At 46.6% G+C, this 22555-nt stretch carries 15 protein-coding genes, 1 pseudogene and 1 CRISPR repeat array (1 of these 17 only partly in view); of the genes and pseudogenes, 14 read left to right on the top strand and 2 right to left on the bottom strand.

Annotated elements, in window-relative coordinates:
* Positions 1–6: 6 nt before the first annotated feature.
* The 3 genes and pseudogenes from DWZ61_RS11845 (at position 7) to DWZ61_RS11835 (ending at position 1208) form a co-directional block, all read left to right on the top strand.
* A complete protein-coding gene (locus DWZ61_RS11845; protein WP_117466548.1) occupies positions 7–489 on the top strand; it encodes an NUDIX domain-containing protein in 483 nt (160 codons plus the stop codon).
* 4 nt (positions 490–493) lie between these two features.
* Positions 494–640 (top strand): annotated as a pseudogene (locus tag DWZ61_RS11840) (ArsC/Spx/MgsR family protein); the annotation flags it as partial.
* 16 nt (positions 641–656) lie between these two features.
* Complete coding sequence (locus DWZ61_RS11835) at positions 657–1208, top strand: flavin reductase (protein WP_118538681.1); 552 nt, start codon at positions 657–659, stop codon at positions 1206–1208.
* Between the two features lie 23 nt (positions 1209–1231).
* Here DWZ61_RS11835 and DWZ61_RS11830 read toward each other — a convergent pair whose 3' ends face one another.
* Positions 1232–2734, bottom strand: a complete 1503-nt coding sequence (locus DWZ61_RS11830) for a methyl-accepting chemotaxis protein (protein WP_243026395.1) — start codon at positions 2732–2734, stop codon at positions 1232–1234.
* A 202-nt stretch (positions 2735–2936) separates the two neighbouring features.
* On the opposite strand from DWZ61_RS11830, the gene feoB reads away from it, so the two are divergent.
* Entirely contained in the window at positions 2937–5276 is a 2340-nt protein-coding gene (feoB, locus tag DWZ61_RS11825) for a ferrous iron transport protein B (protein WP_118538679.1), read from the top strand.
* A gap of 123 nt (positions 5277–5399) precedes the next feature.
* Here the strand turns inward: feoB and DWZ61_RS11820 are convergent, their stop codons facing one another.
* Positions 5400–6275, bottom strand: coding sequence for a LysR family transcriptional regulator (locus tag DWZ61_RS11820; RefSeq protein WP_118538677.1), 876 nt, complete (start codon positions 6273–6275; stop codon positions 5400–5402).
* A gap of 195 nt (positions 6276–6470) precedes the next feature.
* Between DWZ61_RS11820 and DWZ61_RS11815 the strand changes: the two genes are divergently transcribed.
* The 10 genes from DWZ61_RS11815 (at position 6471) to cas2 (ending at position 18408) form a co-directional block, all read left to right on the top strand.
* Entirely contained in the window at positions 6471–7808 is a 1338-nt protein-coding gene (locus DWZ61_RS11815; protein WP_118538736.1) for a sodium-dependent transporter, read from the top strand.
* A gap of 181 nt (positions 7809–7989) precedes the next feature.
* Positions 7990–9447 carry an aldehyde dehydrogenase gene (locus tag DWZ61_RS11810; RefSeq protein ID WP_118538675.1) on the top strand — a complete coding sequence of 486 codons (1458 nt, stop codon included), beginning with the start codon at positions 7990–7992 and terminating at the stop codon, positions 9445–9447.
* A 160-nt stretch (positions 9448–9607) separates the two neighbouring features.
* On the top strand, positions 9608–10552 hold the full coding sequence (locus DWZ61_RS11805) for a hypothetical protein (RefSeq protein WP_118538673.1): 945 nt from the start codon (positions 9608–9610) through the stop codon (positions 10550–10552).
* 23 nt (positions 10553–10575) lie between these two features.
* Complete coding sequence (gene cas3 / locus DWZ61_RS11800; RefSeq protein WP_118538671.1) at positions 10576–12735, top strand: CRISPR-associated helicase Cas3'; 2160 nt, start codon at positions 10576–10578, stop codon at positions 12733–12735.
* Between the two features lie 379 nt (positions 12736–13114).
* Positions 13115–13777 carry a type I-C CRISPR-associated protein Cas5c gene (gene cas5c, locus DWZ61_RS11795; RefSeq protein ID WP_118538669.1) on the top strand — a complete coding sequence of 221 codons (663 nt, stop codon included), beginning with the start codon at positions 13115–13117 and terminating at the stop codon, positions 13775–13777.
* Positions 13774–15504: a type I-C CRISPR-associated protein Cas8c/Csd1 gene (gene cas8c / locus DWZ61_RS11790; protein ID WP_118538667.1), complete on the top strand. Its 1731-nt coding sequence runs from the start codon at positions 13774–13776 to the stop codon at positions 15502–15504. The genes cas5c and cas8c overlap by 4 nt, the downstream gene beginning before the upstream one ends.
* Positions 15505–16416, top strand: coding sequence for a type I-C CRISPR-associated protein Cas7/Csd2 (gene cas7c / locus DWZ61_RS11785; RefSeq protein ID WP_118538665.1), 912 nt, complete (start codon positions 15505–15507; stop codon positions 16414–16416).
* Complete coding sequence (gene cas4 / locus DWZ61_RS11780; RefSeq protein WP_118538663.1) at positions 16416–17081, top strand: CRISPR-associated protein Cas4; 666 nt, start codon at positions 16416–16418, stop codon at positions 17079–17081. Before cas7c ends, cas4 begins: the two co-directional genes overlap by 1 nt.
* Positions 17078–18109 (top strand): type I-C CRISPR-associated endonuclease Cas1c, encoded by a 1032-nt coding sequence (cas1c, locus tag DWZ61_RS11775; protein WP_118538661.1) that lies wholly within the window; start codon positions 17078–17080, stop codon positions 18107–18109. The genes cas4 and cas1c overlap by 4 nt, the downstream gene beginning before the upstream one ends.
* Positions 18110–18117: 8 nt before the next feature.
* A complete protein-coding gene (gene cas2 / locus DWZ61_RS11770) occupies positions 18118–18408 on the top strand; it encodes a CRISPR-associated endonuclease Cas2 (RefSeq protein WP_118538659.1) in 291 nt (96 codons plus the stop codon).
* A 174-nt stretch (positions 18409–18582) separates the two neighbouring features.
* Positions 18583–22555: direct repeats of the CRISPR family, unit length 32 nt; unit sequence GTCGCTCCCCTCGTGGGAGCGTGGATTGAAAT (it continues 2416 nt past the right edge of the window).

The raw sequence follows: 22555 nt of genomic DNA, 5'->3' as shown, positions 1-22555 counted from the left end.
GATCACATGGACATTCTATTTAAAAACGATGATTTTGTATTTTCCTACAGGGTTGGCGGTATATTGATCCATAATGAAAAGATCCTGTTGCAACGTCCGAAAAATGATGACTATACTATCATCGGCGGGCATGTTGCTGCTATGGAGACCAGCATGGAAACGCTGAAACGGGAGTTTGAAGAAGAACTTCACGCTGAGATAGAGGTAGATAATCTGCTGGCTATAGGCGAAATTTATTTTCCATGGGGAAAGAGACCCTGCCACCAGATCTGCTTATATTATAATGTTCATTTACTGGACGATAGTATTCCTATGGATGGGGTGTTTCATGGATATGATGAATTGGATCATGAGAGAATCAATCTGGATTTCTGCTGGATTCCGCTGGAGGAACTAAGGAAGGACACGAAGGTATATCCATTGGAACTGATACCTTACATACTTGAGCAGAGAAAAGAAACGGTACATTTTGTTTCAAGGCAGATTTAATTGAGAGGACAAGCTTCCGAACATGACGGAAGAGGAACAACTTCGGCTGCTGGCCACGGACGGAATGCTGGTAAAGCGGCCGTTTGTCGTGGACGGGGATCTGGTGTTGACCGGATTCCGGGAAGCAGAATGGAAGGAAAAATTAATTTAGTACAAGGAGGACGAATATGAGCAGAGTAAATTTTGGAGCAAAGCCGGTAATGTATCCCATGCCGGTGCTGATCATTGCAACTTATGACGAAAATAGAGTACCCGATGCCATGAACGCAGCATGGGGAATCATTACGGACATGAATGAGATCTCCATCAGTATGTCAGAGCATAAGACCACGGAGAATCTGGCAAAGACCGGAGCATTTACCGTAAGTATCGGAACCGAAGATACCGTGGTAGCCTGCGACTATGTGGGCGTGGAATCTGCGAAGAAAGTACCTGATAAATTCTCAAAGTCTGGTTTCCATGCAGCCAAGAGTGATTTTGTCAATGCACCGTTGATCGATGAACTTCCCATGGCGCTGGAATGTAAGATGAAAAGTTTTGAAGACGGCATTCTGGTGGGCGATATCGTCAACGTCAATGCGGACGAAAGCATCCTGACGGATGGCAAGATCGATCCGAAGAAATTGAAGCCAATCAGCTATGATCCTGTGAATAATACTTATCTTGCAATGGGAGATAAAGTAGGAAATGCTTTTAAAGACGGTTTGAAATTGAAATAGTAAGATCAAAGAACGCAGGAGGTTTAACCCTCCTGCGTCCCCATCTCATCGGTGGTAGAGCGGATATGTTCTACTGCCGTTTTTACTTGTTCTGCGCAATCCAGGTTGTTCTGGCTCATGGTGTGTACCTGCTCGGCATTGGCGGTAACTTCTTCAGTTACAGCAGACAGCTGGGAGATGTTTTCCATAATCTTATTATTGGATTCTGACAATCCCAGAATGTGGTGATTTACTTCTTCCACCTGGGAAGCCAGTGCTTCCATATTTTTGTTCAGCTGTTCGAAAGTCTCGGAAGCAGCCAGGATCTTTTCGCCCTGCTGTTCGGTAGCTTCAATGGAGCCGCTGATCGTGTTGACTACCATGTTGGCATTGGCATTCAGCTCATTGGTGATCTTCGTAATCTCTTCGGTAAAGCTCTTGGTCTGTTCTGCCAACTGCCGGATTTGCTGGGCAACAACGGCGAAACCGCGTCCGGCCTCCCCGGCACGGGCACTTTCAATGGAAGCGTTCAATGCCAGAAGATTGGTCTGACCGGAGATTGCCATGATGCTTCCGGCGATCTCTTCCACTTCTTTCGTCTTTTCCTGTAACTTTTCCATGGCATCCGTGACGGAATGGTTGGTATCTTTGATCATAGCGGACTGTTGTTTTAAGTCTTCCATGGCAGCCATGTTTTTACGGATACTTTCGTTGGAATCCTCGGCAATCTGAACCATCTGTTCGGAAATGTGACCGGTCTGCTCGATAGCACGCTGAATCGTGCCGGTCATCTGGTTTTGTTCTTCAATACTGGTGGCGGTCATATTGGTAGCATCGGAGATTTCCTGCATGCTGTTGGCAACGGATTCCGTCGTCTGTACCAGCTGGTTCATAAGATCTGTGGTTTTGGTGGTTTCCTGATGTACGGTCTGGGATACGTCCAGAAGATTATCCAGTACTTCTTTTACACGGTTATGTTCTTCCCGGGAAGAACCGATGGCGTCATTATTAAAAAGTATTGTGATCTTACCGGTCTCCAGAATAATAATTCCGATCAGGAATACCAGCAGGGTAGAGCAGACGGCATTCACATCCTGACCGTAGATTCCCTTCGTAGCCTGAACGATCATGACGATCAGGTAGAGCACGAATAATCCCACAGCGGTTTTCTTCAGAGATTTTTTCTCATAATAAGGAATCTGTAATATGAAAATGGCGATCAGCGCATAGTGAATGAAACTTGCATCTGTCTGTAAACCGACTAACAGATACTCAATGCCGATCTCGATGGTAGCGAAGACTTTTAATAGTCGTGTCGCCTTATTTAGAAGGTGTGTCACGACATTTACCACACAGAAAACGGCAATCAGAATGGTATTTGCGTATGTAACAATGGGTGCAATGTTGTGATTTGCCAGTTTTAACCACAGATAAAATAGGAACACGATCGCCAAAAGCGAAGTAGCGATAATATAGAACCGGTTCATTCTGATATTGCGTTCCGAAGTATCCGTATAACGATATTTATTATTTTCTTTCATATTCATAAGTTCCCTCCCTTTTCTATTGATACTATTTTAATTGTAACTGCTTTCATCAATTTTTTCTACATTTTTGTTCCATTTTTTAAAAAAATATGGAAATAAAAAAAACAAATTGATACTGATTTTCAATACCAAATGCGCTATAATACTTCTGTTACAACACAGAACATTAAAATGTTGAGATACGAAAGGATACAGAAGTGTTATGACACTGAAAGAATTGGAAATCGGTAAAAGCGCCGTGATTGAAACCGTCGGTGGTTCCGGAGAACTCAGACAGCATTTCCTGGATATGGGTATGATCCCGGGAGCGGAGGTGACGGTGGTAAAGCTGGCTCCGATGGGTGACCCCATGGAATTGCAGGTGCACGGCTATGAACTAACGTTGCGTTTGGCGGAAGCGGATCAGATCGAGATCGTACCCATATCGAAGAGAACAAGAGAACATAAGGGACTGGATCGGGTGACGGATGCGGAGCACCCGGGATTAGGTGAGGATGGAAAATACCATTCGAAAAAAGATGAGAATCCTCTGCCGGAGGGAACGACACTTACGTTCGCCCTGGCGGGAAATCAGAACTGCGGCAAGACTACACTGTTCAATCAGCTCACCGGTTCGAATCAGCATGTGGGAAATTTCCCCGGAGTTACCGTAGACCGTAAGGACGGTTCCATCAAAGGGTATCCGGATACTTTGGTGACAGACCTGCCCGGTATTTATTCCATGTCCCCTTACAGCAGTGAAGAGATCGTATCCCGTAATTTTATTCTGTATGAGAAACCCAGAGCTATCATCAATATCGTGGATGCCACGAATATCGAGCGTAATCTGTATCTGACCATGCAGTTGTTGGAAATGAACATTCCCATGGTCGTAGCCCTGAACATGATGGATGAAGTCACCGGCAATCACGGTTCCATCGATGTGAATGCCATGGAGGCATTCCTGGGAGTACCCGTAATTCCCATTTCTGCTGCGAAAAACGAAGGTGTGGACGAACTGATCCGCCATGCAGTCCATGTCGCAAAATATCAGGAACGGCCGCTGCGGCAGGATTTCTGCGATAAAAACGATCATGATGGTTCCGTACACCGCTGCATCCATGCGGTGGGGCATCTGATCGAGGATCATGCGGAGACTGCAAAGCTGCCCCTGCGTTTCGCAGCCAACAAAGCCATTGAAGGAGATCATCTGATCTTGGAGAAGCTGCAGCTGGATGAAAATGAAAAAGAAATGCTGGAGCATATTGTCTGCCAGATGGAGACAGAGCGTGGTGTGGACCGGAGTGCGGCTATCGCGGACATGCGGTTTGATTTTATCGAGAGATTATGTGAACAGACGGTAGTAAAGCCGAAGGAAAGCAAAGAACGGATCCGCAGTGAGAAGATCGATCGGATCCTTACCGGAAAATATACGGCAATCCCTTGTTTTATTGTGATCATGATATTGGTGTTTTATTTGACATTTAATGTGATCGGAGCCTGGCTGCAAGGGCTTTTGGAACTGGGAATCGGCAGACTGACAGAACTTGCGGATGCAGCCATGACAGCGGCCCATGTCAACAGTGCAGTACAAAGTCTTGTGATCGACGGTATTTTTACCGGGGTGGGCAGCGTATTGAGTTTCCTGCCTATTGTGGTGACCTTGTTTTTCTTCCTTTCACTTATGGAAGACAGCGGTTATATTGCCCGTGTGGCATTCGTGATGGATAAGTTGCTTCGAAAGATCGGTCTGTCCGGACGAAGCATCGTACCCATGCTGATTGGTTTCGGCTGTACGGTTCCGGCAGTCATGGCGACGCGGACGCTGACCAGTGAGAGAGATCGTAAAATGACGATTTTGCTCACTCCGTTTATGAGCTGTTCTGCGAAACTGCCAATTTATTCCTTCTTTGTGAGCGTATTTTTCCCGGGAAAGGGTGGACTGATCATGTCGGCATTGTATCTGTTTGGTATCCTTATGGGAATTCTGGTAGCATTTTTATATCGGGGCACGTTGTTCCAGGGAGAACCGGTGCCTTTTGTAATGGAACTGCCTAATTATCGTCTGCCCGGAGCGAAAAATGTAGGACAGTTGTTGTGGGAAAAGGCGAAAGATTTTTTACAGAAGGCATTTACTGTGATCTTCATTGCAACGATTGTAGTATGGTTTTTACAGAGTTTTGATCTGAAACTGAATCTGGTAGAGAATTCAGCCAACAGTATGCTGGCAATGCTATCAGGTCTGTTGGTTCCGGTGTTCCGGCCGCTGGGATTGGGAGACTGGCGGATCTGTACGTCTCTGATCAGCGGATTTATGGCAAAAGAAAGTGTGGTAGCAACCCTGGAAGTATTGTTCGGCGACAGCATTGCCACGGTACTTACCCCACTGGCAGCCGCTACATTACTGGTATTCAGTCTGCTGTATACGCCCTGCGTGGCAGCCATCGCTTCTGTCCGCAGAGAACTGGGTGGAAAATGGGCCATTGCCGTGGTACTCTGGCAGTGTCTTGTGGCATGGGTGGCAGCCTTTTTGGTACATGGAATCGGAATGCTTCTGGGATGAAAATTCCTCGATAAGCGAATATTGGGTAGAAGTTTGGGAGTGCGCAGCACGAAACAATTCGTAGGAATTAAAGGTGGGGCTTTTGCCCCCGGCATCCATATATAATAGAAAACCTGCAGGGGATTATTCCTCCTGCAGGTATTTTATTACACATTTCAGTTCCGGTGAGATCCATTTGTTCCTATGATATAAAAGCTGCCGCCAGATATCCGGCTGAATCTCCGTCATGGGGAGGCTGACGAGATTTCCTTTTGCCAGATCGTCCGCTACAACGAACTCCGGCAGATAGGAGATACCGAGACCCTGACACAGAAGATTGCGGATCAGCTGGGTATCACCCACCTCCATGATGGGCATTGTCTCCTTACCGTTTTGGGAGAGCAGATCATCCAGAGCAGCCCGGTAACTCATGTTTTTCTCCGTCAGGATCAGCGGATATTCCAAAATCTGTTCCAGGGTGATCTGAGTCTGTCCGGCTAAGGGGTGACCGGCACCGGTGACAAAATGAATATCCACTGGAGCTTCGAAAGCGGTCACATAATTGTGATTAAAAATACGGCGGTCCAGCGTGTATACAATGTCCACTTGATTCTGCCCCAGCATCTGGAACATTTCGTCAGTACTGGTAGCAATGATCTTCAGGCGGATGCCCGGATATTTTTCATGAAAATCCTTAAAACGGCTGTGAAATTCCCAGCTGGCCAGGGACTCTGCAATGGCGATCCGCACCAGACCCTCCGGGGCGGTATTACCGCTGATGTGGGTGGCTTCCGCAGCAAGCCGCAGAATCTGCTGGGCCAGGGGCAGCAGCTTTTCTCCTTCATTGGTCAGGGTTACGGTATGCCCGATCCGTTCAAACAGAGGGATGGACAGCTCCTTTTCCAATTGTTTGATCTGAAAGGATACGGTGGACTGGGTATAACCCAGACGCCCGGCCGCCAGCGTAAAGCTCTTCAGTTCGTTCACCATAACAAAGGTTTCCAGATTTTTGACATCCATAAAATAATTGCACCTTCTCGATTGAGTTATTCGATCAATATGATAAAAATAATTCGTTTTTCAAATATTTATGAAAATTATATAATGAGAAAATAAGGCTGTCAATGTGAAAAGATGGCGAAAATATGGGAAAACAGCAAAAATATATGTCGTATCCCATGTTTAGAATAAGTAGTTTTGGGAAGGATCATGGGTATGGAAAACAGAGAAAGACTGGGGAGTCGTTTGGGATTTATCATGCTGTCGGCGGGGTGCGCCATCGGCTGCGGAAATGTGTGGAAATTCCCGTGGATGTGCGGGCAGAACGGTGGCGGAAGCTTCATGCTGATCTACGTGATCTGCCTGATTGTGCTTGGCCTGCCTACCATGATCATGGAATTCTCCGTGGGGCGTGCGGCGCAGACGAGTCCACTTTATATGTATCGGAAATTATCCGGCGGCAGGGGCAAATGGAATCTGTGGGGCATCGTCTGTCTCATCGGAAACATTGCGCTGATCGCTTTCTATGCGGTGGTGTCCGGATGGATCCTCTATTATTTTGTAAAATTTCTGACAGGGCAGAATCAGGATTTCGGATTTGAAAAAATGATCACGACGCCCTCGGTGAATGTGACATATCTGTTGTTCACCTTACTGATCGCTTTTGTCATTTTAAGCTTCCATCTGCAGGGTGGGCTGGAACGTATTACCAAATATATGATGTCAGCCTTGATCGTGCTGATGTTGGTGCTGGCGGTGCACAGCTTTACACTTCCGGGAGCAGGAGAGGGATTGAGCTTCTATCTGATCCCTCATTTTTCCAAAATCACAGGTTCTGTGGTGGTGGGCGCCATGAATCAGGCATTTTTCACCTTGTCCGTGGGAATGGGCGGTATGGCGATCTTCGGAAGTTATATCGGCAAGGACCGTTCTCTCATGGGAGAGTCTATCCATATTATTATCCTGGATACACTGGTGGCAGTGATTGCCGGTATCATTATATTTCCGGCATGCTTTACTTATGATGTGGAAGTGACGGCGGGTCCCAGCCTTCTGTTCGATACTATGGCGACAGTATTTAACAACATGGCAGGCGGCAGATGGTGGGGAACCTTATTTTTCCTGTTCATGGTGTTCGCAGCCATGTCCACAGTGCTGGGCGTGTGTGAAAATATTCTGGCCATGGTCCGGGAACTGACCGGATGGTCCAGACCGGTAGGATGTATCGTCTGCGGTGTGGGAACGTTTCTGTTGGCATTGACAACGGCGTTGGGCTTCAGCGTGATCCATTTTCAACCCTTTGCGGCGGGAACGACCTGGCTGGACTTCTGGGATTTCCTGGTGTCGAATAACATCATGCCTATAGGTTCGATCTTGCTGGCGGTATTTTGCTGTTATAAGGTCGGCTGGGGCTGGGACAAATTCCTGGAGGAAGCCAATGCCGGCAAAGGCTTAAAGGTGCAGCCGTGGATGAAGCCGGTGTTCAAATATTTTGTGCCGGCGGCGGTGTTGTTCATTTATGTGTACGGAATAGTGAATTTTGCGTGGAAATAGGAGAAATGAGATCAAGATAGGAAGAGACAAACGACGGTGGGGTGAGAACTCTGCCGTTTTTGTGTATAGGATGAGCAGGGAAGCGGTTGCACCGAGACTCAAAATTGGGTAGTATGTAATTATTCAGAGGTGGTTTTGTGAATAGTTATGGCAGTATAAAGAATAGAAGCAGGAGACATCTATGACAGAGCAGGAGATCCGGACGATATTGAACAGACAAAGAGAATATTTTGCTACGGGAGCCACACTTTCCCGGAAATTTCGGGCAGAACAGCTGGGAAAATTAAAGGCCTCCCTGCAGCGCCATGAAGAGGAACTGAATGCTGCACTGCAACAGGATCTGGGAAAAAGCCGGATGGAGAGCTATATGTGCGAGATCGGACTGACGCTCTCGGAGCTGACCTGGATGCAGAAACATCTGCGGGGGCTGATGCAGGAAAAGAGAGTGCCGACACCGCTGTCACAGTTCGCAGCGATAAGCTTTCGCTCTCCGTCACCCTATGGCACCGTGCTGATCATGAGCCCCTGGAATTACCCGGTGTTACTGACGCTGGATCCGCTGATCGATGCCATAGCTGCCGGAAATACGGCGGTGGTGAAGCCCAGTGCATATGCTCCGGCGACGGCAGCTGTGCTGAAAAATATTCTGGAAGAATGTTTTCCGATAGAATACGTGGCTGTGATCACCGGCGGCAGAACGGAGAATCAGGCATTATTGCAGCAGCGGTTTGATATGATATTTTTCACCGGAGGCAAGACCGTGGGACGGGAGGTGCTTAGAAGCGCTGCGGAATATTTGACCCCGGTGACGCTGGAGCTGGGCGGGAAAAGTCCCTGCATCGTGGATGCTACGGCGAAGCTTCCGTTGGCGGCGAGGAGGATCGTATTCGGAAAATATCTAAACTGCGGGCAGACCTGTGTGGCACCAGATTATGTGTTGTGTGATGTTAGGATCCGCGACCGATTGGTGGAAGCTATCCGGGCGGAGATCTCGAGACAGTTTGGTGCGGATCCCCTGCAAAATCCGGATTATGGAAAAATCATCAACGAAAAGCATTTTCACAGACTGCTGGGGCTGATGGATGCGGAAAAGACCGTCTGCGGCGGGCAGTATGACGAAAAGACTTTGCGGATTGCTCCCACAGTGATGACGGATGTGACCTGGGAAGATGCCGTGATGGGAGAAGAAATCTTCGGACCGATCCTGCCGGTGCTGACGTATAATGCACATGATGCAGAGAAAGGTGTTGCACAAAATGATTTTTGCAGGGATGCTTCCGGGACGCATGCAGCCACGGGAGACTTTGTGGATTGGGCGATCCGCTGTGTGGAGGAACATCCTCATCCGCTGGCACTGTATTTCTTCAGTGAAGATAAAAAAGCCCAGAGACGGATCTTGGATCACTGCCATTTTGGCGGCGGTTGCATCAACGACACCATCATCCACCTAGCCACCAGCGCCATGCCCTTCGGCGGCGTGGGCGAGAGCGGCATGGGCGGCTACCATGGACGCGCCGGATTCGAGACTTTCAGCCATTATAGAAGTATTGTGGATAAAAAGACATGGACGGATCTGCCGATACGGTACCAGAGGTATGATGAGATGAAAGAGAAGATGTTACGGAGATTTTTGAAGTAACGTCATCCTAAAATAGAAGTTATGTCCTGAAAAGTGTAAGATAACATTGGATTACGTCCTGAAAAGTGTAGCGTATAGTTCATATTACGTCCTGAAAAATGTAATGGCAGGGTATTTGTGGGAAATAATATCGAAATCGAGAAGGAAAGAAGGTAATCACATGAACTTTAACAAACAAAAATGCATTACGGCAGTGATTTTGCTGTTGGTCGCTATTCTATCCATAACCGTTATCGGAAAATACGCCTCCGCCCCGGAAAATCACCAGAAAACCATAGCCTCTCTGGATGAGAAAAAACAGACGGTCATGGAGCTGACGGCGGCATCCACGGTGACTTCGGCGCTGATCACCCTGCTTCCGGGAGACACGGCAACGCCCATTGCGGAGAAAATGGCGGATGTCAGCGGGTATCTGCTGGTGGTTCTCTGCGCCATTTATCTTGAAAAATATCTAGTGACGATTACCGGATATGTGGCATTTACCTACCTGATTCCGATTGCCTGTGGCTTGTGGATATTCAACCTGATTTTTGCAAATGCCACCTTGCGAAAACTGGCAACAAAACTGGTGGTGTTTGGCTTGGCAATCTCCTTCGTGGTTCCGGCCAGTGTAAAGATTTCTGACCTTATCGGAGACACCTATCAGGCCCAGATCGAAGCTACCATTGAGGATGCCAGGAACACACAGAATATACTGGAAAACAGTGGCGTGGCGGATGATGACGATGACACTAATGCGACGGAAACACCTGGAATCGGAACAACAGAAGTTCCTGGAACTGTTACAGGTAACGTGCAGGAGAAGGAAAGCAATAACTCAGGATCTGTCTCAAACATTTTCGACTGGGCAAAAGACGCTATTTCCGGCGCTAAAGATTCAGTGACAAATGTTGTGGAAAACGTGACGGTTTCTACCGAAGAACTGGTGCAGAAAGTGGAGAATTCCTTAAATCATTTTATTGAGGCAGTGGCTGTGATGATCATTACTTCCTGCGTGATCCCGATGCTGGTGCTGTTACTGTTCTTCTGGATGGTGAAGATTGTGTTGGATGTGGACCTGAGTGGAGCGAAGATCAAGGGGATGCTGCCGGAGCGGAGGGAATAGATTGTAGAAAAGAGGGGAAGAACATGAAATACCTTGCACACATTGATGGGGACAGAGAGCAATCAGTAAAAGAACATTTACAGGGAACCGCAGAGCTTGCAGAAAAATTTGCTGCAAAATTCAGGAAAGCGGACTGGGGATATTGTTGTGGGATGTTACATGACATTGGAAAATATTCCGCGGAATTTCAAAAGAAGATCAAAGAAAATCTGGATATCTGGGTGGATCATTCCACTGCCGGGGCGAAGGTCTGCGAAAATTTAGATGGCTGCTATTGGCTTCTGACTTACTGCATAGCAGGGCATCATGCAGGGTTGCCGGATCTGGGACGAGAGGGATTGCCGTCCTCTTTGCTGGGGAGACTTAAGAAAAGGTTGTGCGATTACAGTGCGTATGAAAAGGAAATAGAAATCCCTCAAATTACCACACCACCCATTGCCATGAATCCGGAAAAGGATCCAAACTTTGCGCTGAGTGTATTTATTCGCATGCTGTATTCCTGCCTGGTGGATGCCGATTTTCTGGATACAGAACAGTTTATGAACAACGGAACGGTTCAAAGGGATTCCGGAGAGAACATGGATGTTCTTTTGGAAAAATTGCAAAATTACATAGCAAAATGGCTTATAAATCGGAATGATACTACGATTGATGGAAGACGATCTGAAATTCTCCGGAACTGTCTGGAAATGGGAAAGTCCTCCAAAGGATTGTTTCAGCTTACGGTACCCACCGGTGGTGGCAAAACTGTGGCTTCTCTGGCATTTGCGTTGCAGCATGCGGTGGAGAACCATATGGACCGTGTGATTTATGTGATTCCCTATACCAGTATTATCGAGCAGAATGCGCAGGTGTTCAGGGAAATCCTGGGTAGTGAAAATGTGTTGGAAAATCACAGCAATGTAGACTATGAGAGCTCGGAAGAGTTCAAACCCATGCAGTTGGCGGCGGAAAACTGGGATAAACCGGTGGTGGTTACCACAAATGTCCAGTTTTTTGAATCCCTGTATGCCAATAAGTCCTCCAAATGCAGGAAATTACATAATATAGTAAACAGTGTCATCATATTCGATGAAGCGCAGATGCTTCCTGCGAATTATTTGAAACCGTGCATGGCAATGATAGAGGAACTGTTGCAACAATATGGCACGAGTATCGTGCTGTGTACGGCGACACAACCGGCATTACAGCAGTTTCTGCCTGAAAAGTATGTTGCCCGGGAATTATGCCCACGGAGAGAGGAACAATTTCGATTTTTTGAAAGGGTAACCTATCAGAATATTGATACCATCACGGAAGAGGAAATGGCGGAGAAACTACAGCAGGAGTGGCATGCACTGTGTATCGTGAACACGCGAAAAAGAGCACAGCGGCTTTACGAACGGCTGCAGGGAGAGGGCGTTTATCATTTATCAACCACCATGTATCCGGCGCATAGAAGACGAGTGCTTGCGGAGATTAGAGAACGTTTGGATGACAAAAAAGGAAAAAAATGTATCGTCATTTCGACCAGTCTCGTGGAAGCCGGAGTGGATCTGGATTTTACTTCGGTATATCGGGAACTAGCCGGTGTGGATTCCATTATTCAGGCAGCAGGACGTTGTAATCGAAATGATAAAAGAGGAAAGGAAGAGAGCATTGTCCGCATCTTCCAGTGGGAAGACAAGGAAAGGGTATCCGGACAGCGGCAGCAGATCGACACGACGAAAAATCTGCTGGCGGAGGGCAGAGATATTACTGCACTGGATAATATCACAGAATATTTTCGGAGACTATATCGCATCAAGGGCGAAAGCCTGGATATAAAGAAAATATTGGACAAGTTCAAGGACGGAAATTATCAATTTGCAACAGTAGCCGGAGAATTTAATCTGATTGAGGAAAATACAGTTACGGTATATATCAACAGAGAACCGGAAGCGGAGGCTCTTTTGCAGGAAATTCGGCAGCAGGGACTGACAAAGAGCCGTATGCGAAAAGCAGGGCAATATTGTGTAAGTGTTCGGAAAAAAGGGGAATATGAGAAACGGAATATGTTGTTTGAAGAAATGCGTGATGCGGGGATGGTAGAAGCGGTAGACCCGGATGCGCAGGATTTTTATGTGCTGACGCAGGAGGAACAATACCGGGAAGACACCGGATTGAAACTGGAAGTGGAATTGGGCGGAATGATGATGGTTTAATATTGCAGGAAATGGAAGTGGCGGTACACGATGGAAAAGTGTACCGCTACTCTTGTAAGTTAATGAAAATTACAATTATTTCAATCCACAGGATATACCTGACATTGAAAGTATAACATATAATTCAAAAAAATCTAATAGTTTTAGCGATAATTTCAATTGAAATTATCATTACGAATAAAAATAAGCATTGCAAATATATTAGACTTGTAGTATAGTGAATTTGTCAGATAAATACAGATAAACTAAAATATTGTCATATCATATCTGCGAAAAGACAGTATTTTACAAAGGGGGTATTATTGTCAGACAGAAAATAGTACTACAAAGGAACAGTAAACGGGAACAGCGCTTTAATTGTGGAAAGAAGGTGGAATAAATGGGAGTCGGAGTAAAAGTAAATGTATGGGGAGACTATGCATTGTTTTCGAGACCCGAACTCAAAGTTGAACGCTACAGCTATGACATCATCACGCCCTCAGCGGCACGCGGTATTTTGGAAGCCATTTACTGGCATCCGGGAATGCGGTGGATCATCGACAAAATCTATGTCAAAAACCCTATCCAATTTACAAGTGTACGACGAAATGAAGTAAAAAGCAAGATCCTGGCAAGCAATGTATTGCAGGCATACAACGGTGCAGACAAAACATTGTATATTAGTACGAAGGAGGACATTGTACAGAGAGCATCACAGCTGCTCTGCAATGTAAGCTACACCATCGAAGCTCATTTTGAAATGACAGAGAAAGCCAACGCTTCTGATAATCCCGGAAAATTTAAGGACATTATCATGAGACGGCTGCGTAAAGGAGAATTTTATTATATGCCATACTTCGGTTGTAGAGAATTCTCGGCGCATTTTGCTCTCTGCGAGGAAGAAGAAATTCATACCGCCTATGATGTAGTAGAAGAAAAAGATCTTGGCATCATGCTGTTTGACATGGATTACAGTGATCCGGAAAATATCCAGCCTATGTTTTTCCGGGCAATAATGCGTCACGGCGTGGTGGATCTGAGAGATTGCGAGGTGCTGCGATGATACTACAGGCACTGGTAAAATACTATGAAAATCTGGCAGAACAGGGGAAAGTATCCAGGTTGGGATGGTGCCATGCGAAAGTGTCCTATGAAATCAATTTGTCTTCGGAGGGGGATATCATAGGTATTACTTCCCGAAAAATAGCGGATATGCGTGGTAAGAAAGTAGTCTGGGTACCGGCAAATCTCGTCGTGCCGGAGATGGTGACCAGATCTTCCGGTGTGGCAGCTAATTTTCTGTGCGACAATTCCAAGTATATGCTGGGTATTGACGCAGATGGAACGAACTCACGTGTAGTGGATTGCTTCCAGGCGACGAAAGAAAAGCATGGACAGATTCTGCAATCTGCACAGGGAAAAACAGCCCGGGCAATTTTAGCCTATTTTGAAAAATGGGATCCGCAGAAAGCATCAGAACATCCTGTGATTCGGGAAAACTGGGAAGAATTGACAGAAGGCGGCAATCTTATTTTCTCTGTGGAAGGGCAGGAAGCACAGGAAGATCCGGAGATTCGAGACTGTTGGGAAAACTATCGGGCGCGGAATGGTGGAGAAGATAACGGCATTTGCCTGGTTACCGGTAAAAAAGCCGAGATATCACGAATCCATAAAGCAATCAAAGGGGTACCCGGGGCACAGTCCAGCGGAGCGGCGCTGGTATCATTCAATGCACTGTCATTTGAGTCTTATGGAAAGGAACAGAGTTATAATGCGCCGGTGGGAAAATATGCGGAATTTGCATATACCACGGCACTGAATTATCTGCTGTCCCAGCGGGATTACACCTTTTCCCTGGGGGATTCCATGATCGTGTACTGGGCAGAAAGCGGTAAAGAGCAGTATCAGAAGTGTTTTCTGAATATGTTTAAACCCACGAAAGATAATCAGAAAAAACTGAAGGACATTTTCGATAGCCTGAAAGAAGGCACCAGGGTTTACTTAGAAGATGCGGAGATGGATCCGAAACAGAATTTTTACATACTGGCGCTGGCACCAAATGCAGCACGATTGTCGGTCCGTTTTTTCTATGTAAATTCGTTTGGGAAAATCATACAGAATATAGCAGACCATTATGAGCGGCTCAAGATTGTAAAACCGGCATGGGAAGAACAGGATTATCTGGGGATTCGTGACATGCTGAATGAAACCGTGAATCAGAAATCAAAAGATAAGACACCGGTTCCGAACATGGCAGCCCTTGTATTGCAGGCGATTCTGTCGGGCGGACGATATCCGGCAAGTCTGTATACCTACACACTGATCCGCATTCGGGCAGAGTGCGGTAACGTGAACTGGAAACGTGCTGCTATCATCAAAGCATTTTTGATCAAAAATTATAATTGTATGAAAGGAGAAAATCTCATGGGATTGAACGAAGACCGCAATGATATAGCCTATGTATTGGGAAGATTGTTTTCCGTATTGGAAAGCATACAAAAAGAAGCAAACCCGACAATCACTACGACAATTCATGACCGCTACTTTAATTCCGCATGTGCTACGCCGGCAGTTATTTTCCCGGTGTTGCTCAAACTGAAAAACAGCCATATGAAAAAGTTGGAACGGGATAAAGGCGGAGCGAAAGTCTATTACGAAAAAGAAGTTGGGAAAATTATGGGCAAATTTGACGATTTCCCGAAACGCTTATCCCTGGAACAGCAGGGGCAGTTTGCACTTGGCTACTATCATCAACAGCAGGAAAAATATAAAAAAGGGGAGGACAAATAAATGAGTGAAGCTATTAAAAACAGATATGAGTTCGTAGTATTATTTGATGTGGAGAACGGTAATCCCAATGGAGATCCTGATGCGGGCAATATGCCAAGAGTCGATCCAGAGAGCGGACTGGGCTTGGTAACGGATGTCTGCCTGAAACGTAAGATCCGCAATTATGTCGAGACCGTAAAAGAGGATGCTCAGGGATATAAGATTTACATCAAAGAAGATGTACCCTTAAATCGCAGTGACAGAGAAGCCTGTGCGGATATGGGAATCACCGAAACGGATGATAAAAAGGTGACAGAGGAACTTAAAAAGTTAAAGAAAAATGATCCCGGTGTAGATCTTAAATTGAAGGATTATATGTGCCGGAATTTCTATGATATCCGTACGTTTGGTGCCGTAATGACTACTTTTGTAAAAGCATCGTTGAACTGCGGTCAGGTGAGAGGACCCGTGCAGATTGGATTTGCCAGAAGTATCGATCCGATCATCAGCCAAGAAGTAACTATCACCAGAGTTGCCATCACCACAGAAAAGGACGCGGAAAACAAGAATACGGAAATGGGTAGAAAGACCATCGTTCCTTATGGACTGTACCGGGCAGAAGGCTATATTTCCGCAAATCTGGCGCGGAAAGTAACCGGATTTTCCGAAGACGATTTGGAATTGCTATGGGAAGCAATTCTTAACATGTTCGAGGTAGACCATTCTGCAGCGAGAGGCAATATGGCAGTGCGGGAACTGATTGTATTCAAGCATAGCAAAGAACTGGGAGACTGCCCGGCTTATAAATTGTTCGATGCCGTAGAAGTAAAGAGAAACGAGGGCGTGGAATATCCCAGAAAATATCAGGACTATACGGTTACCGTTCACGAGGAACAGATTCCTGATTCCGTGGAAGTAAGAAGGATGAATTAATGGAATATGCAGAAGATGATTATCTCATGATATCAGGGATCCAGCATTTCAGATTCTGCAAAAGACAGTGGGCGCTGATCCATATAGAGCAACAGTGGGCTGAAAATGAACATACGGTAATCGGTGAATTAATGCATAAGAAAGCACATGATCCATATCTTACCGAAAAAAGAAGAGACACAATCATAGCGAGAGCATTACCCGTGGCGTCCAGAGAAATGGGCGTCACGGGTGAGTGTGATGTGGTGGAATTTCACAGATGTGAGGATGGAATCCGTCTGCATGGGCACAGGGGCAATTTTTCGGTATATCCGATCGAATACAAAAAGGGAAAACCGAAGATCACAGAGGAAGACAAATTACAATTAGCTGCGCAGGCAATGTGCCTGGAAGAAATGTTTTCCACACAGATTCCGGAAGGTGCACTGTTTTACGGAGAGACAAAACGGAGGGAAATCGTGGAGATCACGGAAGAACTTCGCAGCAAAGTGCGTGAGATGTTTCAAGAAATGCATCAATATTATGAACGGCGGTATACACCGAAAGTAAAGATGGGAAAGCACTGTACTTCCTGCTCTTTAAAGGAGATTTGCATGCCAAGACTTGCAAAAACCGGTTCTGTGAAAAACTATATGGATCAGGTACTTATGGAGGAAAACGTATGAAAAAATTATTGAATACGTTATATGTTACTTCCGAAAACAGTTATCTTGCTCTGGATGGTGAAAATATTGTAATTTATGATGACAAGAAAGAATTGGGCAGAGTTCCGCTGCATAATCTTGAGGGAATTGTATCATTCGGATATCGGGGAACCAGCCCGGCACTTATGGGTGCCTGTGCAGAACGAAATATTTCTCTGTGTTACATGACTCCCCAGGGAAAATTCCTGGCACGGGTCACCGGGAAAGTGCGGGGTAACGTGATTCTGCGGGAACAACAGTATGCCAGCAGCAAAGATGAACAGGTGGGATTGGAGATTGCTCAAAATTGTATCCTTGGAAAAGTACATAATGCCAGGTGGGTTCTGGAGCGGGCAGTCAGAGATCATAGTATGCAGATTGATGCAGAGCGGGTAAAAAAGGCATCTGAAATGCTGAAAAATTCTCTGATGTTGATTCAGAATAGCACATCCAGGGACGAACTCAGGGGATATGAAGGAGAGGCAGCCAGTATTTATTTTAGCGTGTTTGACGAATTGATTCTGCAGCAGAAAAAAGATTTTACATTTCAGGGCAGGAATAAGAGACCGCCTCTCGACAAAATGAATGCGATGCTGTCTTTTGTGTATACGTTGCTGACGAATACGGAGGCATCTGCACTGGAGTGTGTAGGACTGGATCCCTGTGTTGGATATCTACATACAGAACGCCCGGGCAGAGTATCTTTGGCATTGGACATGATGGAGGAACTGCGATCCGTGCTGGCAGATCGCTTTGTGTTGTCGTTGGTAAATAAACGGATGATCACAGCCAAGAATTTTACCCAAAAGGAAAACGGTGCGGTTCTCCTGGATGATGATGGACGAAGACTGATACTGACGGAGTGGCAGAATCGAAAAAAAGAAACCATAACACATCCCTATTTGCAGGAAAAGTTGGAATGGGGCATGGTACCCTATGTGCAGGCAATGCTGTTGGCGCGGTATCTACGTGGGGATCTGGACGGTTATCCTGCATTCCTGTGGAAGTGAGGTGCGATATGTTAGTATTGATCACATACGATGTCAACACAGAAAATGCGACCGGAAAAGCGAGATTACGCAAAGTGGCAAAACAATGCGTTAATTATGGCAGAAGAGTTCAGAATTCTGTGTTTGAATGTATTTTGGATAATGCTCAGAGCATTGCATTGAAGGCAACACTTGAGGATATTATTGATACAGAAAAGGACAGTCTTCGATTCTACTATCTGGGTAATAAATATCAGACCAAGATTGAACATATCGGGGTAGACAGAGGAATCGCCCCGGATCAGACACTGATTTTGTAACTGATGCGAAAGCCAAGCATACATAAAATGCCTGGGGGATTCGCACCTTATAAATTATGCGATTTATTGAAATAACATACAAAGATATTTTTAATTAAAATAATTTGTTGTTAAGATTAAATATTTTAGACAATTTTTGCTGAGAGAAAAGAGAACTTTTTGGCGAAAATTGCTGTCGCTCCCCTCGTGGGAGCGTGGATTGAAATCTTATCTCCCTTCCGAACAACCATATAGTTCTCTGTCGCTCCCCTCGTGGGAGCGTGGATTGAAATATTCCGAGGTTGACGTTGCTGCGGTCTTTACCTTGTCGCTCCCCTCGTGGGAGCGTGGATTGAAATCAATATAAACACCCACATGGCCAGACTTCCACAGTCGCTCCCCTCGTGGGAGCGTGGATTGAAATATGTTGGAACTCCTTTTTATAGAATCTTTTGTCGTCGCTCCCCTCGTGGGAGCGTGGATTGAAATCGTCAATCATTGCTACGTTGCTAGCTGTCATAAATGGTCGCTCCCCTCGTGGGAGCGTGGATTGAAATAGCCGTTAAGCTTGTCTTCAATCGCCTTGAGAATGTCGCTCCCCTCGTGGGAGCGTGGATTGAAATTAACGACATATTAGTTAGCTTGTAACTACACCTAGTCGCTCCCCTCGTGGGAGCGTGGATTGAAATTTGCTTTTAAGTAGTCCAGAGCATCTACCGCCGCGTCGCTCCCCTCGTGGGAGCGTGGATTGAAATAACCGCTCACGCTTGTCATAGTTAGCATTAGCAAGTCGCTCCCCTCGTGGGAGCGTGGATTGAAATGTCTAATGCATCAAATATTTCTTTAGCGGCTGTGTCGCTCCCCTCGTGGGAGCGTGGATTGAAATCAGTACATATTGATCTGCGATACACTATACGGTGCACGTCGCTCCCCTCGTGGGAGCGTGGATTGAAATCGTCGTCTGCTTTTACTCGGTTATAAATGCCGTGTCGCTCCCCTCGTGGGAGCGTGGATTGAAATTAGGTTGTCATGCTCGTTGATTAATTTGCGGTCTATGTCGCTCCCCTCGTGGGAGCGTGGATTGAAATTTCTGCTTGCTCGATCTCATATTTAAGTCGGCATTGTCGCTCCCCTCGTGGGAGCGTGGATTGAAATCCTGTATAAGTAGGCTTATCAGCTCGATCTACATGTCGCTCCCCTCGTGGGAGCGTGGATTGAAATTCTTAATCAGGGTGTCCAGGGTTCGAGCCCCTGGCGTCGCTCCCCTCGTGGGAGCGTGGATTGAAATTTTTGTGCATATCCAAACCACTCATGCTGATCCTCGTCGCTCCCCTCGTGGGAGCGTGGATTGAAATCGAGTAATCCGGTGCATCTGCGGAGAAGACAACAGTCGCTCCCCTCGTGGGAGCGTGGATTGAAATAGTACAGTTGCGACTAATTTACAGTCCGGTTTGGTCGCTCCCCTCGTGGGAGCGTGGATTGAAATTGCGTATCTCTGATGCATAAGTCATTAATACATCGTCGCTCCCCTCGTGGGAGCGTGGATTGAAATACCTCGTCAGTATTCAGCCGCTCACGCTTGTCATAGTCGCTCCCCTCGTGGGAGCGTGGATTGAAATCTGTAATATCTGATAACTTGTCAACCAGCTTCTGCACGTCGCTCCCCTCGTGGGAGCGTGGATTGAAATAGTGCCATTGCCTGTGAACCGTACCCGGCGAATAACGTCGCTCCCCTCGTGGGAGCGTGGATTGAAATTTATGGGATAATGTTTTATCTCCCATAGTCACTCGTCGCTCCCCTCGTGGGAGCGTGGATTGAAATCCCATATGCCGTCAACTGAGTGAGTAGTATGTGGTCGCTCCCCTCGTGGGAGCGTGGATTGAAATAGATAATGGAAGTAATGAACGATTCTGGTGAAAGTCGCTCCCCTCGTGGGAGCGTGGATTGAAATTAGTAAATAGTTATAATACAAGTCTAAGCTACCGTCGCTCCCCTCGTGGGAGCGTGGATTGAAATAAGTATGCGTATTTAAAAGACGAATCATCAGACGTCGCTCCCCTCGTGGGAGCGTGGATTGAAATGTATATAAATGTATGCGTTATCAATAGAACAAAGTCGCTCCCCTCGTGGGAGCGTGGATTGAAATACATTTTGGCGTTGAGCAAGTAGCAACCACATTACGTCGCTCCCCTCGTGGGAGCGTGGATTGAAATCAAGAATCACGGTAACCTTGTTACAACAGGAACGTCGCTCCCCTCGTGGGAGCGTGGATTGAAATGTGCTCGTAGACACCCATAAAATAATCTTTACCGTCGCTCCCCTCGTGGGAGCGTGGATTGAAATCTCGAATGTTATTTTGGTGGTTTTACTGTATTTGGTCGCTCCCCTCGTGGGAGCGTGGATTGAAATATGTTGGAACTCCTTTTTATATGATCTTTTGCCTGTCGCTCCCCTCGTGGGAGCGTGGATTGAAATATACTTTAGCTGACATTTAATTTGATATAGCTTACGTCGCTCCCCTCGTGGGAGCGTGGATTGAAATTATCAACTCATATAAGCAGATAGCATCACCAACAGTCGCTCCCCTCGTGGGAGCGTGGATTGAAATATATTTTGGTGTTGAACAAGTAGCAACCACATTACCGTCGCTCCCCTCGTGGGAGCGTGGATTGAAATAGCCTAATTATTTAGCAGATATTAGAGTAGAATCGTCGCTCCCCTCGTGGGAGCGTGGATTGAAATGATAAGGCTATCAATTAAGGAAAGTACAGCTTGCGTCGCTCCCCTCGTGGGAGCGTGGATTGAAATTATGAAATCTGCACTGGGCGGCATAATATGCACCGTCGCTCCCCTCGTGGGAGCGTGGATTGAAATGTATATAAATGTATGCGTTATCAATAGAACAAAGGTCGCTCCCCTCGTGGGAGCGTGGATTGAAATCGTCACCGCCGCCGCATATAGTTGCACGTTATAGTCGCTCCCCTCGTGGGAGCGTGGATTGAAATTATAAGATTGTCTGTCTCGTATTCGATCGGTTTGTGTCGCTCCCCTCGTGGGAGCGTGGATTGAAATAATAAACTGTTGGTTCATAAATTCGTCACATTCGTCGCTCCCCTCGTGGGAGCGTGGATTGAAATCCCAGTGATAGGGGAAGAGTTGCGTGACAGATCAGTCGCTCCCCTCGTGGGAGCGTGGATTGAAATCCCACTTATAATTCCCACCGGGTTTTCTACCGCTGTCGCTCCCCTCGTGGGAGCGTGGATTGAAATTTTGTTGTTGCACTTCATGGCTTTAGTATCAAGACGTCGCTCCCCTCGTGGGAGCGTGGATTGAAATATGAGATTGCTTTTATACTGGTTAGCGCTCCCATGCGTCGCTCCCCTCGTGGGAGCGTGGATTGAAATTACCACCGGCATACCAGAGAACTGACTGGAACCATGTCGCTCCCCTCGTGGGAGCGTGGATTGAAATAGAGGATCTCTTTCCGGTCTATGATACCTACGGTCGCTCCCCTCGTGGGAGCGTGGATTGAAATCTGCGGAGAACATCTCACCGAACTCAAGGTCTGGTCGCTCCCCTCGTGGGAGCGTGGATTGAAATTTGCCTCACACACAAAGAAAAGAGGTCTCTTGTGTCGCTCCCCTCGTGGGAGCGTGGATTGAAATACTTTGTTCACCTCACTCTTTTCTGTTGCTCTGCGTCGCTCCCCTCGTGGGAGCGTGGATTGAAATTTACTATTGTTACTATTGTTGTCAGGTTTTCTCGTCGCTCCCCTCGTGGGAGCGTGGATTGAAATTTTTCCCGGAATGCTTCGGACGGCGGCAACATATGTCGCTCCCCTCGTGGGAGCGTGGATTGAAATATTGGCTGTAGCTTTGTCAAGGCTCATGTTAGTGTCGCTCCCCTCGTGGGAGCGTGGATTGAAATATAAGATTAACGTCTATGCACCGATCAATCTGTGGTCGCTCCCCTCGTGGGAGCGTGGATTGAAATCTACGGCACTAGATACACTTGTGGCTACTCCTGCGTCGCTCCCCTCGTGGGAGCGTGGATTGAAATCGTCTACTCTCTTTTTTGTGGGAATATATGACTGTCGCTCCCCTCGTGGGAGCGTGGATTGAAATCCTTGCTCTGAGGGAAACTTAAGAAATCTCCGTTGTCGCTCCC

The sequence above is a fragment of the Clostridium sp. AF34-10BH genome (genome assembly GCF_003478095.1).
Classification (GTDB): domain Bacteria; phylum Bacillota; class Clostridia; order Lachnospirales; family Lachnospiraceae; genus Acetatifactor; species Acetatifactor acetigignens.
The sequence above is the reverse complement of the archived record's forward strand: the minus strand, read 5'-3'. Positions and strand labels throughout refer to the sequence as shown.